Here is a 14,848-nt window from a genome sequence, read left to right as displayed (position 1 = left end):
TTAAGTAGAAATACACATGTTCGTAAGCACAGAATTTGCTTTTTCTATTGCTCTTGCTAACATTTCTTGTTCATTGTGCTGATTTTTCACGTTGATTACCTGAGCTGCCAAATTTGCAGGGAAAGTGACCAAACTAACTTCCCATAGCTCCACTTGTTTTAACACTCGAGCTCCGCTTTCATGATCAACATCATACTCTATTGGTATATAGCCAATCGAAAGCCCGTTAATAGTTCCAGTTTTGAGCATTAAATATGCTTCCTCTGCTTTTTGAATACCAAAAAGCAAATGTGCAGTTATATATAGGCCAATATCATTTTCGCAAATATCCGTAATATTACCTATAGGCTCGCTCGGATTGTGCTGCCAAAGAAGTTTTATCTGACTTTTATTTAAGTTATTCTTAAATGCTCCTGGTAATATCAGATCATTTTGCTTATCAACTATATTAAAAACGCTCGCATAGCCAGAAAATACTCCGTTTTCTTCTATGCTTTTTATTGATAATGGTGAATAGAGAAATTTCTTATTCATAAGTCCTCCTTGTAAATTATGGTATTGGGTTTGCCAGCGCTCTGAGCCAGCTTAAAATGTTGTATAGATTGTTTTCCTATATCTCAGGATGAGTATAAGGCACTACAATATAATTCTATTGTATGCAGTGCTTTGAAAATGTGGAAGTACTTTTTTAGTTATAAAATTTGTCATTTTATATACATAAGGGTAGGGTTTGTTGCACATTGGGTTGTTCAACAGCAGCGTTTTCCAGATTTGTAGAAACAGCTTCGTTTGTAGCTTTTCCTAGAAGGAAGCCAAATCCCAATGAAACAGCGGCTATAAAACCATTCATTAATGACTCTGTCCATGTTTCTCCCTCGTATTCTTGATAGATTTTAGAATATATCATTATTGGCTTCATTCGGGTTTAAATTTCTTCCCAACTCTTCTGATGTTTTCTCCCCAGCATCTTGGGATTTTGTTGATGAACTTTTCTGTAAGTTTTCTAATTCTTGTGCGTCCATCAACACCTCACTATTAAAGCTTAAGTACAAATTATACAGCACTATAATTGTTTAGTCAAGGTAAATACTAGTATATTAAGTAAATATTTACTATATTAATATGATTGCTTAAATTCACAACTAATTATTTGGGGGAATAAAAAGATTGTGTTTTGTAGGTGATTTGCGTAGCGGAAGGTATTACCCCAGTTTTACAACACCCGGGGTAACGATAAAGAAGGAAGTAGGGAAAGTTATTTATAATAGTTTGAAGCTATTACAAGTTTATATGCTCTGTCCTTGAATATTTGTTTGTTCAATAGTAGTACTTTCCAAATTTGTGGAGATAGTAGCAAACATCCTTCTCGCTAAAGCCGTTGACAATGCAGCACCAATTCCAGCTCCAGTTGCAGCTATAAAACCAGGGCCTAATAATTCCATATTTGTTTCAGTGCTGCTGCTAGTTATATTGTTAATTAACATCATCGCGCCTGCTCCTAAAGCTGCTACTAACCCAATCCTTGACGGTTTACTTGTTGCATCAAGAGAATATTGTACTACTTCTCTAAGCTCTGAATTACTGTTTTTTAACGCTACTGCTATTGATGCTGGTAACATGACCATTATTGGCATGGATAATAGTCCTCCAAGTGTTGCACCAATAATTTCACTCACTTTTGATTTTCCAAGATTAACTCCTAGATTAACTCCTAAGGCTGTTATACCTAATACTCCAATTGAGGTGATAATCCTTACATTTCTCTCTTCCATTTCTCTCACATGCGCCTCATATTGTATTGTAGCTTCTGCTACCGCTAACCCAATACTATTTGGTTGCTGTGGAATCTGATTTACTCGCCCTAACTCTTGTGAAGTTTTCCCTCCAATACTTTTGACGGCATCTTCTAAGTCTAATAACGATCTGTTATTTAACCTTACGTTATCTTGACTATCACAAAAGACAATGTAGTCTAAAATTGTCATTCTCAGATTATTCATTTCTATATCATCATTAATATGATCTTTTAATATACTTATAATCTCTAATGCTCGCTCCTTCATATCTCTTTCTTCTTCTGCACTAGCTGGTGCAAGTATGAGAAAAATTATTCCAAGAAAATCTTGTTGTAATTTTTTTAATTGTTCTAAACTCATAATAATTAACATTAATATATATTATTAAATAATATAGTACTATAGTTACTTAATCAAGATTTATATTAATATATTAAAGTATAAAATACCAAAGAGTAATATCCTTAGCCGTAAAATACAAAAATAACTGATGGGTTCTTTATAATTAGAAATATTAAGGAATTTACTAAATAAAAAAGGTAAAATAAGCCCTAATTGTTATCTACTTTTCAGAGTCAGCTACTTAGCTAACTCTGAAGATTAGGAAAGAGCTATATGCTCTGTCCTTGAATATTTGTTTGTTCAATAGTAGTACTTTCCAAATTTCGTAAAGATTCACGTTCTTCTTCCATATTCAGTATGTCTTCTATCACTTGCTGATCTTCATCTCTTTCTTCTAATTGTAATGCTGTCGCTCCTTGAGGTGCTTCTAGTAGTGTTTTTAATATTTCTATGCGCAGTTTCTCTGTCATTGCTTTCCATTGTATCATTACTAGCATGTCATTGTGCAATGCTGACATTTTTTGTAATGTTTTCACTTTTTCTGACAGTCCTTTATTTTCTTTTTGCAATGCTTCTATTTTTCTTTGCTGATACTGATTATCTGAATTTGTCATTGGTAATTCATGCATAACCTACTCCAAGTTAAAATTTAGACATTATTAATTAAGTGATACAGTTTCTTTAGTCAATCAATATATTATAACATTAGGATTAACAGCTAAAAGAATAGAATGAAATATCAGGCAATATTTCCTATAATTAAACTTTTAAGATGGAAAAATGACAATTCGTGTAGGAATTAATGGTCTTGGTAGAATAGGCAGAAGTGTATTGCGTGCTATTTTTGAAGTAGAAAACTATAGCGAGCAAATAGAAGTTGTGGCGGTAAATGGGTCGCTCAGTGCTGAGCAGCATGTACATTTGATTAAATATGACTCTGTTCATGGTAAATTCAGTGGTGATATTGATTTTAACGAGTCTGAAAATTGGCTATCTATAAATGGCAAAAGGTTTTCTTTATATAGAGAACGTAGCCCTGAAAATATTCCTTGGAATGTTGATGTAGTACTTGAATGCACTGGTGCATTCAACAAGCGTGCGGAAGCAGCAAAGCATAATGCAGAGAGAGTAATTGTCTCTGCTCCAGTTTCAGATGCTGACGTAACTATAGTTTACGGCGTAAATAACGATATGCTAAAAAAGGAGCATACAGTGATCTCAGCAGGTTCTTGTACTACAAACTGTCTGGCTCCGATTGTACACATTTTACACTCCAATTTAGGTATAAAAAGCGGTTTTATGACCACTATACATGCCTATACGAATGATCAAAATATTCTTGATGGCAACCATAGAGACTTACGCAGGGCAAGAGCTTGTGGCCTTTCTATGGTGCCAACTACAACTGGAGCAGCAAAAACAATTGGTTCTGTTATTCCTGAGTTAAAGGGTAAGCTAGATGGTACTGCTATTAGAGTTCCGGTTAGCAACGTTTCTATGGTTGATTTTAAATTTACGACTGATAAGAAGGTAACAGCTGGAGAAATAAACGAAATATTTAAAAATTCAGCAAATCATGTGCTTTCCGTATGTAACGAGCCTTTAGTTTCAATAGACTTTGTCCATAACCCTTATAGTGCAATTGTGGATTTAGCTGGTACATATGTCACAGGTGATATCTGTAGAGTTGCAGCATGGTATGACAATGAATGGGCTTTTTCACTGAGAATGTTAGATATAGCGTTATTGTAAAGTATGAACGAAAACTCACAAAAATATGCTTCATTTTATGAGCACTTTGCGGAACTTAGAAAAAGGGTTATTTTTTGCTTTCTATTTTTTTGTGTTACCTTCGGGTTTTGTTACTACTTTAAAGAAAATATATACCGCTTTTTACTTGCACCTTTAATAGAAGTTACAAAAGATAGTGATGATTTTTCTCTAATCTATACAGACTTAACAGAAGCGTTTTTTGTATATCTCAGGGTTGCAATAATGAGTGCACTGTTGTTTTCTTTTCCTGTGTTTGCATGGCAATTCTATATGTTTCTAGCACCTGGCTTATATAAAAGAGAAAGGGCGGTGTTATTGCCATACTTAATTGCAACACCGGTTTTGTTTGTAACGGGAGCCGCTGTAGTTTACTACTACATATTTCCCTTAGCCTGGAAATTTTTTATTGCTTTTGAACATAGCGGTAAATCTTTCGGTATACCAATAGAGTTTATGCCATCAGTTAGTGAATATTTAGACCTTGTTCTTCAATTCGCGTTCGCTTTTGGTACTGCATTTCAAATTCCAGTCATACTCACCTTAATGGTGAGAGTAGGGCTCATTACTGCACAAAATTTGTCAAATAAACGCAGAATCGCAATAGTGGTAATTTTCATTATTGCTGCAATCTTAACTCCACCTGATGTACTAAGCCAAGTAGGGCTTGCAATTCCAATGTTGGTATTATATGAGCTGTCTATTCTGATATGTAGATACATTGAAAAGAAAGCAAAGGATTGAATCAAGAATATTATTTATAAACAAAGAATGAGCACCAGAGCGCTTTTTCTTGTTTGAGTGTTTTTGGCACCACAGCATTTTATTGATTTATTGACTTGTTTGCTTAAATATATAATAATTAAAGTATATTATTATTTTGAATAGGAGAATTTTATATGCCAAAATATGAAGAGTTAAACGAAACACAACAAGAATTATATGATGATTTAATTTCTGAAATAGAAAAAGGAAAAGAGGATAAGATTACTCCTATTCTCGAAAATTTAGAAAAAGAAGGGGTATTAGAAAAAGCACTTACTATTGCGAGTATAACTAAAGAGTTACGAGATTGTGAAAATCATACTCTAACACCTTTTGCCTATGCTATGGGTTTTAGTAACCAGGAAGTTATTAAAAATATTTTAGATGTAATTAAAGATAAAGCGATATTAGAAGCAGTACTTACTACTGCAAATATAAGTTTGAAGTTCAAAAACGGTGCGGAACATGATATAACACTGCTTGCCCATGCTACAATTCTTTATAATCAGAAAGTTATTAAAAATATTCTAGATGTAGCTGAAAAGAATAATATGTTAGAAAAAGTTTTCGATAGTGTAAGAAAAGATTATCTTAACGAAACCAGTAAGATTTTAGAAATATTAAAAAATCAAGAACAAGATGAAAAGGAAAAAACTAAAATTAGTGGTTGGCTAGATATACTTAAAAAGAGCATAAGTTCTAGTGATGATGTTCTAACAACACTTAAAAGGGTCGTACCTAATTGGGAAAGTAAAGATAGTAACAGCATAATTGGAGCGATTTTATACTCAATATCAAAAAATCCACAGCACGATGATGATGTGGTACAAATGTTTAAAAGTATTATGCCCGATTGTGAAAGTAGTGAACAGTCTTCAATGGCTGAAAGCATCGTTCCTAAAACTGAAGGAAATATAACTGATGAAAGTAGTACATCTGAAATAGAGAATAGTAAACAAAAAGACAAAGTAAAAACTACTAATAAACCAATAATAATTGGCTGTGTTTATGGTGCTATAGCTGCATTGGCAGTTGGGTTAGGATTGTATTTTGGTGCTGCATTACCGGTATTGCCTATAATTGGTATAGCTGCTGCTGTATTAGCTGGACTTGTTGCTGGTGGTATTACATATGTAATGTCAAATTCTAGTAAGAATCTAGATGGAGCTAATGTAGAGCAAGGAGTTAGTATAGGGTCAAGTATAACAGCGTAGTTAAGTAAAAGGAAGAAGTCTATTCTTCCTTTTCTCAAAGTTTTTTTTGTTGATCATATATTCACAGCATTAAGTTTTATAGGTTGCTGTGTAAAAGATTAGGAAGTAGTTTTGTTAGTGTTGAAAATTATAGCTCTTTTCCTAATAGTCGGAACATGATGGAATAGGTAAAGTAGTGAGGAGATGTGAATGCCAGCAGCATATAGTTATGATTTAAGGAAAAAAGCATTGGATGTAGGGGAAAGTAGAGCATTTGTAGCCAAGAGGTTTAAAGTTAACATTCTATGAATGGCAAAAAAGTGCAAGAAAATAGGCGATTTTAAATCAAAATGTAGATCCAATAGAGCGTGATTGATATCTTGCTAGTAATAGTGTAACAGCTTTTATTAAGATATTTTTTTGCCATACGGCAGCAATAACAAAGTTAGAAAATTGATGGCTGAATATGTTGGCATTGATAAACAGTATATTATGCTTCAAGCAATATTTACTTTAGTAGCTTCTACAACTTTTTTAGTATAGCTTCTCCTTGGTGCTGTGTACCAACAGCAGTATTTGCACTTGCTACGTGTTTCTTTGTTAAAAATGCTGTACATGCTGCATTTTCTGCAAAAGAACTTTCTCCTGAGTTTGCCGAAATTATTACTGAAAAAGTAGTAAATAATGTTGAGCTCAATGCAGAAGACAACTCTCAATCGAGAAGCTACTTGTATGAGACTGTGTTATATAGCGAAACTAGATTTCACTTTTACACACCTAGATAAGGGGTAAAAGCAGATACTAGAATGACGAAATCGTTATTCTGCTACGCATTATCGCCGTATAACTATAGCTATATATGAACTAAAAAAGTAATATTCACTAGATCTTAATATTTTAGATCTATATTTCAATAAAATATTACAATTAGTATGAATGATCCATTTAAAAGTGAGGATTATAAAAAAAATCTCGATTCTCTGATCAAAGCTATAAAGCTAGGGAATTCAGAGAAACAATATGGTAAAACAGTAACAGATTTATCTCATGCTTTAGAGGGTTTTACAGATAAGGCAGAAGATGTAGCTAAACTTGTTATACGTGATGACTTGAATAATTGTGTAAAGAAGGCAAATAAAAAGCCATTAATTCTTAGGATATTCAATAGAATATTAGGAAGAGATGTTTCGATTAGGAATATAAGTAATTTTATAAAAGATAAATTGCCTCCTTCAACTGCTAGAACAGCAATCGAATATACAGATGTTATTCAAAAAATTTCAGATTTAGAGCGAATAGAAAGAAGTCAAGATAAATATAGGTCATATGGAATAAATTTAGAAAATAGACAGCAAAAGAAAAATCTCTTATATGAGCGAGAAGATTCAGGTTATGGAGGTTCATTAAACGAAGATCCTGAGTATGAAGAAATATCAAATTATCAAGAGGAAAAAAGTAAATCTTTAACAAAAGATTTACGTAATCTACAATCAATTAAAGAGGAGCCGATTTATGCAACAATTCCTAAAGAACATATAGAAGCAAAAAGAGAACATAGGAAGAAACAACAACTTCAATCTCTTGCACCACCAAAACCACCAAGAGTACCACCAGTACCAGAGAAAATGTTTACTGCCAATCAAAAAATTAGACAAGAACCGAAAAAAGATAAACCTGCAGTACCACCAAAGCCTAAAGATTTAGGCGAAAAAGTAAGCACAGAGCAAAAAATAGTAGTGGAAAAATCAGCTGAGAGTAACCCTACACTACCACTAAAATCTGAAAATCAAGATGGTAAAGAATCAGCAAAAAAAGCTGATGGACCAAAAGTACTAGTAGTTGCTATGAAAAAAGAAGTGACTCGCGAGAGTAGTAAAGTAAAGGCATTAAAAGAAAGATTTGAGCGAAATCAAGTAAAGAACGTGTTGCCTGCTGAAAACAAAACTGCTTCAGTAACACAAACGGATATCAGTGTGAAGAGAAAACAATCTCGTTCATTTCCAGTAGGGAATAAAAAATCTTCGATCAACCATCTTGCCAGCAAAAATTTACCTTCCACGAATGTAAGTGTAAAAGAAATGGTTAAAAAATTTGAAGGGAGAAAAGGTGAAAGATAGTAATATTTGGGTATTTCCCTACTCATGAAAATTAGCTCTTATCATAACATTTTTACAGCCATAAGAGGAAGTTTTTATAAAATTGGGGCTAAAGAAAACTTGCATGTAAATGTATCAAGGTATAAAATTATAAATATTAAGAATGAATAGGTTAGTTATGAATCTTGTAACAAAATCCGCTATCGATTTTACTGCTTCGGCTGTTCTTGCTAGTGGAAAAATAGTTGATGATTTCTGTTTAAGTAAACATATAAAGGATAAGTATGCTATCCTTTTTTTCTATCCACTTGATTTTACTTTTGTCTGTCCAACTGAGTTGATATCATTTAGCAACAAAATAGAAGATTTTTCAAAACGTGATGTTGAAGTGATAGGAATAAGTATAGATTCAAAATTTTCACATTATAAATGGCGAAACACTCCAGTTAATGATGGTGGTATTGGAGAGGTTAGCTACAATTTAGTGTCTGATATCAAAAAGTCTATATCAAGAGACTATGGGGTCTTATATGATGACTCAATTGCACTAAGAGCAACTTTTGTTATTGATGATAAATTTGTTGTACGTCATCAATCGATAAATGATTTTCCTTTAGGGCGTAATATCGATGAATTCATTAGAATCATTGATGCAATAAAACATAATGAAGAGCATGGTGAAGTATGTCCAGCAGGGTGGAAAAAAGGCAAGCCTGCGATGCAGGCAAGCGATGAAGGAGTGGCTGATTATCTAAACTCACACAGTGCAGAATTATAAATTGAGTACAAAAGTTCTTATTATTGGATCTGGAGCAGCGGGTTATGCTGCTGCTATATATGCAGCACGTGCAAATTTAGAGCCAATTGTAGTAACAGGAATGCAACCTGGTGGTCAGCTTACAATTACTACGGATGTTGAAAACTATCCAGGTTTTATTTCTATACAAGGTCCAGAACTCATGGAACAAAAGAGGTTGCATGCAGAGAAGGCGGGAGCAAGAATAATAGACGATGAGATAAAAAGTGTAGAACAACTTGAGGATTCTAATGAGTATAGATTTAGATCTTGTGGTAATGCTAGTGACTACTATTCGAATGCAATTATAATCGCAGCTGGTGCGCAAGCGAAGTGGCTTGGCCTGGAGAGTGAAAAGAAATTTCAAGGTTACGGAGTTTCGGCATGCGCAACTTGTGATGGTGCATTTTTTAGAAATAAAGTTGTAGCTGTGGTTGGTGGTGGAAATACTGCTGTTGAAGAAGCAATATTTTTAACTCGATTTGCTAAGGAAGTTATACTGATACACAGGCGTGATAAGTTAAGAGCAGAGAAAGTAATGCAAGACAGGCTCTTTAAAAATGATAAGATAAAGGTAATATGGAATCATACCGTAGAGCAGATTCTTGGAGAAGAAAATCCTAAAAAAGTTACTGGCATTACAATTAAATCGACAGACATCAATAAAACCCAGGAATTGAAAGTAGATGGAGTGTTCATTGCAATTGGGCATGCACCAAATACAGGTATTTTTAAGGGCTTTGTTGAAATGGATCAGCAAGGTTATATAATTACGAAACCTGGAACAACTCTAACCAGTAGGGCAGGGGTATTTGCTGCTGGTGATGTTCAAGATAAGGTATATCGCCAGGCAGTAGTTGCTGCAGGAACAGGGTGCATGGCTGCACTTGATGCGGAAAAGTTTTTGGAATCATAATTAATTCTAAAATTTTTAACTAAACTACTTGCAATTTTCTTTGTTTTTTTTATAATTATGTCAATAAATTGGAGAATTTAGTATGCTTTCGGGAAGTAATGTAACTTTTGAAAGAAGGTTTGTTAATGGACGAGCTCAAAACCAAACAACTTCAGGACAATCAACAACAAAATTATTTGAAGCTATTGATGATGAAAATCTAGGAGATTTTGAGCGAGCTCTAGCAGAAGGTGCGAATGTTAATGCGTTTGATAAGGGATATACACCATTAATGACTATTATCATGAATGGTGATGATAGTCCTACACACTTGAAAATGATGACGTTGCTTTTGCAACATCAAAGTTTAAAGATTAATGCTCAAGAAACTAAAGAAAACAATACAGCTCTACATCTAGCCTTGCGCATGGAAAATAGAAATTTTGTACAGATTTTACTTAGACATACTGGTTTGAATGTGAATATTAAAAATATTCATCGTATAGATTTTCAAGGTAATTTCTCTCATACTCCTGAAGAATATATTAGAAAAATTGGACAAGTACAGGATAAAAATTTTTCGCACCTTACGATAGAAATACAAAAAGCACAAACAGGAAAAGAATTATTAGATGTTCTTTCTAACAGAAATATTGACCGAGCAAAAAGACTATTAAATCAAGAACTCAACCCTAATTGTTGGAAAAGAAATTCAAATGAAGAAATAGAAACACCACTTAGCCTGATTATCAAATCATGTTTACAAGGAATAACAGAAGATAACGAGGAAGTATTGACTAAACTTTTAAAACATAAAGAGCTAGATTTTAATCAAATAAAACCGATACCAGCTATAGAGCAAAATTCAAGATTGAAGCAAATCATTGAACAAGCTATGAAAGAGCGATTAACTGATGCTATTAATAGAAAAGATTTGGGTGATGTAAAAGAATTAGTAGAAGATCACTGCTTCATAAATCGTGCAATTGTCAACGCTGTGTTGGGGAATGTTAATAATCCAAGTGAATCTATTAAAAATTATCTCAATGAGAAATTTCCTGCAAGTGCAGAGCAACCTGTAGCAAATACACATAATGTTCAATCAGAAATAAACGATGAGTTTATTGCTCAAGAATTGCAGCGACTTGAAAACCTGGAAGGTGAACTTGAAAGAACAAAGGCTCAACTTGCAGAAAAAGAGCAAGAGTTGAATAGGACCGTAGATGAAAGAACAAGAGACACTGACAAAATTTCACAGTTAGAAAAGGAGTTGAGACAAGTAAGGCAGGGTAATCAGGAAAGAATTCACACTCTCACTGATCAAGTAGCTCGACTTACTAGAGAAAAAAGTCAACTTAAAAACCTTAGAGATGAGCTTGAAAGAACAAAAACTCAACTTAGAAAAAAAGAGCAAGAGTTGGATAGGGTTGTAAGTGAAAGAGACACTAACAAAATTTCACAGTTAAAAAGGGATTTTAGTCAACAGAGATCAGAACTTCAAACTCAAAATCAAGACTTAAATAACAAAAACAGAAAACTTTCAGAAGCAAGCATTTATAATAGAAGGCAAAGTAACTATGCCTCTGCCTCTTTTGTGTTATCTGGAGCGTTTGCTATTGGTGCATGTTTAACAATATCGAATTTAGAAATATGTATTTCACTTGCTGTAGCTGCATTTGTCTTCCTTACAATTGGATGCTACTGTTCATATAAAGCAAGTACAGTACTGAGTGATGTGATAAGCACTGAATTTGGTAATGTTATCAGTTTAAGATAGAGTTAAGGTTTTTACTTCTTGTCTAAACTCTTCTGAAAATTTTTGTACATCCTGAAAATACCTTGATAATTCGAGTGAATGTAAACCTGAGTGGTTTCAAGACTGAAATAGTTGTTGTAAACTTGCTTCTATTATCTTTTAGTTCAAGAAATTAAAAGTTTAACGATGAGAATTATAATTACAGACCAAAGTAAAAAGTAGGCTTTTCCATTTGATTTATTTTTCACCTGTAATTTTTTGTCAGCTATTAGGTTTAATTTTTCTATAAGGCTAAATATTCCCTGAATTGCTTTTATGGGATAAGAGCTTTTAATTTTTTCCCTATACCCTATTTTACTTTCATGTTGATTGTTTATCCATGTTTCAACTACTTTCCACATATTGATTTCTGGATAGACTTTCCTACATGTTCCTTCTAATAAAATCATAGTTTTCTGCAGCAATAACAATTGTGTTTGAACTTTCATATCAAAATCACCAGTTATTTTTAGTAGCTGAGTAAGTAATCGAGCAAATGAAATCTTCTGTATAGGCTGTCCAACAATGGGTTCACCTATTGCTCTGCAAGCTGTAACAAAATTTCTATGCTGTGATGGAACATAACCGGCTCTAAAGTGCATTTTTGCAACGTGATCATAATCCCTATTTAAAAAGCCTTTGAGTATCTCTATAACGTAATAGCATGTCTCACGATCTATTCTACCCATGATTCCACAATCCAGGGCAATAATATTGTTATTACTATCGATCATTAAATTTCCAGGATGCATATCAGCATGAAAAAAACAATCCCTATATACCTGATTACAAAAAGATTCTATAAGATTGATAGCTATTTGCTTTCGGTTATTCAGCTTTTCAACTTCGTATATTGGTATAGCTTCCATCCATTCTAATGTTAAAACCTTTTTTGAAGTTCTACTCCAATCTATTTCAGGTACGTAGAAACCTCTGTCATGTTTAGTATTTTCCTTCAGTTCCGAAGAGTGGGCAGCCTCAAAGCGTAGATCTAACTCTAATCGGCAAATTTCAGCAAAAGTTTTGACTAATTCAACTGGCTTCAGCCTTTTTGATTGTTCACTAAATTTTTCTGCAATTTCTGCAAGCCAAGAAAGCATTTTTATATCCCTTGAGAATGTTTTCTCAATATTTGGCCTCAAAACCTTTACAGCAACTTCCTTACCCTCAATTGTAACTGCTCTATGCACCTGAGAAATTGATGCTGCTGCAATTGGCTTTTCAGAAAAACTTGAAAAAATATCGCTTAATTTACAATTAAACTCACTTTCTATAGTTTTAACTGCTATTTTATACGAAAATGATGGCAATCTATCACATATCAATAGCAAGTTATTTGTTATGTCCTCATTTAAAATATCAGTGCGTGATGAAATGGATTGCCCAAATTTAATGAACACCGGACCTAATCTTTCAAGAGCACGCTTTAGTTTATGACCTTGTATTTTATTTATTGATTTTTTTGATGGTGGAAGTAAATAAGGTAACACATTGTAGCGTGTTAGCACTGTAGTTATTTGCAGAAGACGTAGAATATTTTGAATCATTTCGCTGCGTAACTGCCAAATATTTCATTTATCTCCATAATTTCATCAGGTTTACCTTGATAATAGATAGTATTATTTATGCAAATTATGTAATCTGAGGATGGTAGAGCAGAGTTAAGGTCATGAGAAGTCATGAGAATCGACACTGATCGTTCTTTTGCGATTTTATTTATAATATCATAAAATTTAGATCGTGCGTTAATATCCATTGCACTGACTGGCTCATCTAAAATGATCAAATCAGATTCTGAAATTAAACAGCGTGCAAGCAGCAGTAATTGTGTTTGTCCTGCAGAGATTTCTAATACTTGATTTTTTAGGATGTTACCGATACCAACCAATTCTATTGCTTCTGTAACAATGGGTTGATTTTTCTTCAATTTCTTCGAGGAGCTATTGAAAAGGAAAGACTCAACTGTTATTGGCATCAAATTACCAATACTAAAATTTTGTGGCATATAGCTAATTTTTATATTGTCAGCGAATACAATACTGCCAATAAAACCTTTATTTATACCAGCAACTGCTTTCACTAAAGAGGTTTTACCTCCGCCATTTGGACCAAGTATTGTAACTATATCTCCTCTTTGTACTGATATGTTGATATTATCAAGAACTTTTTTGTTACCGTATGAAAGAGTAAGGTTTTCTATTTTTAGAATGCAGTTATTGACACTACTTAATTTTTTGGCAAAAATTGACTTCTTCTCAACATTTATATGAGACATTTACTGTTTTTTTTTCTATTACTTTCATTTACATTATACTACAATAGTGCCTTTTCATCCAATTTAAAAATTGTAGCTACAATCAAACCTATACACTCACTTGTAGCTTCTGTTACAGATGGAATTTCAAAGCCAGAACTACTAATGTACGAAGTAGTGTCTGAACATAACTACATGCTCAGGCCTTCAGACGCAAGTAAATTAGAATCTAGCAATATTATATTTTATATCGATGATTCTTTGGAAACATTCATTAAAACTTTCGCTAAAGAAAATAAGAAGTTAATACCGCTATCAAGTGCAATCGATCTACTTCCTGCTCGAACACATTCATTTTCTAGTCACATTCAAGATGAAAAAGATTTGCATATTTGGCTGAATCCTGAAAATGCAAAAAGTATGATACTTTCTATCAGTGCAACATTATCTAATATAGATAAAGAAAATGCCTATCGATACAATACTAACGCAGAGGAGGCTATAAGAAAGATAGACCAAGAAGTAGAAAAAATTACGAAAGAATTGGATGAGTTAAAAAATCAAAAATACATAGTTACTCACGATGCTTATCAATATTTCGAAAAATATTTTGATTTAAGTTACCCAAGCGCCATTCTTTCTATAGAAGAAGATTCTTACATAGGTATGAAGAGTTTAATGAAATTAAAAAAGGTAATGAAAGAGGAAAACGTTAAATGTATTGTTTCTCATTCACGAGAGGATAGCATAAAGCCTAATGTCTTTTCTAGTGACGTAAAAATGGTGATTCTTGATCCTATTGGATCAGATGTAGAGCCTGGAAAGGATGCATATCTAGATATAATCAGCAGCATTGCACAAAATTTCAAGTCTTGTTTCACTGAGTAATGAGTTCTTTTATCTATTCAGATAGCATTGCAAACTTAGTGCTTTCTATTCCAATCACAACTATACCGACATTATCTACCAGAAGTATATCATCCCAGTCTGGGATTCAGTTAAGTTGGTAAGCATAAAAATATTATGTTAAAGCACAACGTTCTTGATGAGATTAGGGCAAGCCAATGTCAGCTACTTGAATGACACCATTTGCTATGCCCTCAAAAATGAATGCTCGTACAGCTGTGTGCCAGCTACTTGCATCTG

The 14,848-nt window shown here is 33.4% G+C and carries 15 protein-coding genes and 1 pseudogene; 9 read left to right on the top strand and 7 right to left on the bottom strand.

Going from position 1 to position 14,848, the window contains the following annotated elements; genetic code table 11:
- The 4 genes from ABWU28_RS02850 to ABWU28_RS02835 all read right to left on the bottom strand — a co-directional run bounded on the left by ABWU28_RS02850 (position 1) and on the right by ABWU28_RS02835 (position 2,767).
- The gene (locus ABWU28_RS02850; protein WP_007302694.1) at positions 1-534 is read right to left on the bottom strand and encodes an HK97 family phage prohead protease; all 534 of its coding nucleotides are present in this window, start codon (positions 532-534) and stop codon (positions 1-3) included.
- A 175-nt stretch (positions 535-709) separates the two neighbouring features.
- A complete protein-coding gene (locus tag ABWU28_RS02845) occupies positions 710-907 on the bottom strand; it encodes a hypothetical protein (RefSeq protein ID WP_019078576.1) in 198 nt (65 codons plus the stop codon).
- 379 nt (positions 908-1,286) lie between these two features.
- Complete coding sequence (locus ABWU28_RS02840; protein ID WP_246485289.1) at positions 1,287-2,156, bottom strand: hypothetical protein; 870 nt, start codon at positions 2,154-2,156, stop codon at positions 1,287-1,289.
- 251 nt (positions 2,157-2,407) lie between these two features.
- Entirely contained in the window at positions 2,408-2,767 is a 360-nt protein-coding gene (locus tag ABWU28_RS02835; RefSeq protein WP_214303417.1) for a hypothetical protein, read from the bottom strand.
- A 151-nt stretch (positions 2,768-2,918) separates the two neighbouring features.
- On the opposite strand from ABWU28_RS02835, the gene gap reads away from it, so the two are divergent.
- The 4 genes and pseudogenes from gap to ABWU28_RS07245 form a co-directional block, all read left to right on the top strand.
- Positions 2,919-3,890, top strand: coding sequence for a type I glyceraldehyde-3-phosphate dehydrogenase (gene gap, locus ABWU28_RS02830; protein WP_353275586.1), 972 nt, complete (start codon positions 2,919-2,921; stop codon positions 3,888-3,890).
- 3 nt (positions 3,891-3,893) lie between these two features.
- Positions 3,894-4,652: a twin-arginine translocase subunit TatC gene (gene tatC, locus ABWU28_RS02825; protein WP_353275584.1), complete on the top strand. Its 759-nt coding sequence runs from the start codon at positions 3,894-3,896 to the stop codon at positions 4,650-4,652.
- 155 nt (positions 4,653-4,807) lie between these two features.
- Complete coding sequence (locus ABWU28_RS02820) at positions 4,808-5,887, top strand: magnesium transporter (protein WP_353275582.1); 1,080 nt, start codon at positions 4,808-4,810, stop codon at positions 5,885-5,887.
- Between the two features lie 189 nt (positions 5,888-6,076).
- Positions 6,077-6,229, top strand: a pseudogene (locus ABWU28_RS07245) (IS630 family transposase); the annotation flags it as partial.
- Between the two features lie 160 nt (positions 6,230-6,389).
- On the opposite strand, the gene ABWU28_RS02815 reads toward ABWU28_RS07245, so the two are convergent.
- Positions 6,390-6,575, bottom strand: coding sequence for a hypothetical protein (locus ABWU28_RS02815; RefSeq protein WP_214303414.1), 186 nt, complete (start codon positions 6,573-6,575; stop codon positions 6,390-6,392).
- A gap of 223 nt (positions 6,576-6,798) precedes the next feature.
- On the opposite strand from ABWU28_RS02815, the gene ABWU28_RS02810 reads away from it, so the two are divergent.
- The 4 genes from ABWU28_RS02810 to ABWU28_RS02795 all read left to right on the top strand — a co-directional run bounded on the left by ABWU28_RS02810 (position 6,799) and on the right by ABWU28_RS02795 (position 11,430).
- A complete protein-coding gene (locus ABWU28_RS02810) occupies positions 6,799-7,983 on the top strand; it encodes a hypothetical protein (protein ID WP_214303413.1) in 1,185 nt (394 codons plus the stop codon).
- A 157-nt stretch (positions 7,984-8,140) separates the two neighbouring features.
- Positions 8,141-8,740: a peroxiredoxin gene (locus tag ABWU28_RS02805; RefSeq protein ID WP_019236360.1), complete on the top strand. Its 600-nt coding sequence runs from the start codon at positions 8,141-8,143 to the stop codon at positions 8,738-8,740.
- Positions 8,727-9,674, top strand: coding sequence for a thioredoxin-disulfide reductase (trxB, locus tag ABWU28_RS02800; RefSeq protein ID WP_017532617.1), 948 nt, complete (start codon positions 8,727-8,729; stop codon positions 9,672-9,674). Before ABWU28_RS02805 ends, trxB begins: the two co-directional genes overlap by 14 nt.
- 82 nt (positions 9,675-9,756) lie before the next feature.
- Positions 9,757-11,430 (top strand): ankyrin repeat domain-containing protein, encoded by a 1,674-nt coding sequence (locus ABWU28_RS02795; protein WP_353275580.1) that lies wholly within the window; start codon positions 9,757-9,759, stop codon positions 11,428-11,430.
- 143 nt (positions 11,431-11,573) lie between these two features.
- Here the strand turns inward: ABWU28_RS02795 and ubiB are convergent, their stop codons facing one another.
- Positions 11,574-12,995: a 2-polyprenylphenol 6-hydroxylase gene (ubiB, locus tag ABWU28_RS02785; RefSeq protein ID WP_012481747.1), complete on the bottom strand. Its 1,422-nt coding sequence runs from the start codon at positions 12,993-12,995 to the stop codon at positions 11,574-11,576.
- Positions 12,992-13,723 carry a metal ABC transporter ATP-binding protein gene (locus ABWU28_RS02780; protein WP_007302706.1) on the bottom strand — a complete coding sequence of 244 codons (732 nt, stop codon included), beginning with the start codon at positions 13,721-13,723 and terminating at the stop codon, positions 12,992-12,994. The genes ubiB and ABWU28_RS02780 overlap by 4 nt, the downstream gene beginning before the upstream one ends.
- Between ABWU28_RS02780 and ABWU28_RS02775 the strand changes: the two genes are divergently transcribed.
- Positions 13,715-14,590, top strand: coding sequence for a zinc ABC transporter substrate-binding protein (locus ABWU28_RS02775; RefSeq protein ID WP_127464163.1), 876 nt, complete (start codon positions 13,715-13,717; stop codon positions 14,588-14,590). The two genes, ABWU28_RS02780 and ABWU28_RS02775, sit on opposite strands and share 9 nt — an antisense overlap.
- Positions 14,591-14,848: the final 258 nt, after the last annotated feature.

This window comes from Wolbachia endosymbiont (group B) of Pilophorus perplexus, assembly GCF_964028155.1.
Taxonomy (GTDB): domain Bacteria; phylum Pseudomonadota; class Alphaproteobacteria; order Rickettsiales; family Anaplasmataceae; genus Wolbachia.
The sequence above is the reverse complement of the archived record's forward strand: the minus strand, read 5'-3'. Positions and strand labels throughout refer to the sequence as shown.

Excerpts from the sequence above, each read along its gene's own strand:
- ABWU28_RS02850 (WP_007302694.1), bottom strand. The coding sequence starts at position 534 with ATGAATAAGAAATTTCTCTATTCACCATTATCAATAAAAAGCATAGAA.
- ABWU28_RS02805 (WP_019236360.1), top strand. The coding sequence starts at position 8,141 with ATGAATCTTGTAACAAAATCCGCTATCGATTTTACTGCTTCGGCTGTT.
- ABWU28_RS02775 (WP_127464163.1), top strand. The coding sequence starts at position 13,715 with ATGAGACATTTACTGTTTTTTTTTCTATTACTTTCATTTACATTATAC.
- ABWU28_RS02840 (WP_246485289.1), bottom strand. The coding sequence starts at position 2,156 with ATGAGTTTAGAACAATTAAAAAAATTACAACAAGATTTTCTTGGAATA.
- ABWU28_RS02810 (WP_214303413.1), top strand. The coding sequence starts at position 6,799 with ATGAATGATCCATTTAAAAGTGAGGATTATAAAAAAAATCTCGATTCT.
- ABWU28_RS02795 (WP_353275580.1), top strand. The coding sequence starts at position 9,757 with ATGCTTTCGGGAAGTAATGTAACTTTTGAAAGAAGGTTTGTTAATGGA.
- ABWU28_RS02780 (WP_007302706.1), bottom strand. The coding sequence starts at position 13,723 with ATGTCTCATATAAATGTTGAGAAGAAGTCAATTTTTGCCAAAAAATTA.
- ABWU28_RS02835 (WP_214303417.1), bottom strand. The coding sequence starts at position 2,767 with ATGCATGAATTACCAATGACAAATTCAGATAATCAGTATCAGCAAAGA.
- ubiB (WP_012481747.1), bottom strand. The coding sequence starts at position 12,995 with ATGATTCAAAATATTCTACGTCTTCTGCAAATAACTACAGTGCTAACA.
- ABWU28_RS02845 (WP_019078576.1), bottom strand. The coding sequence starts at position 907 with ATGATATATTCTAAAATCTATCAAGAATACGAGGGAGAAACATGGACA.
- ABWU28_RS02820 (WP_353275582.1), top strand. The coding sequence starts at position 4,808 with ATGCCAAAATATGAAGAGTTAAACGAAACACAACAAGAATTATATGAT.
- tatC (WP_353275584.1), top strand. The coding sequence starts at position 3,894 with ATGAACGAAAACTCACAAAAATATGCTTCATTTTATGAGCACTTTGCG.
- gap (WP_353275586.1), top strand. The coding sequence starts at position 2,919 with ATGACAATTCGTGTAGGAATTAATGGTCTTGGTAGAATAGGCAGAAGT.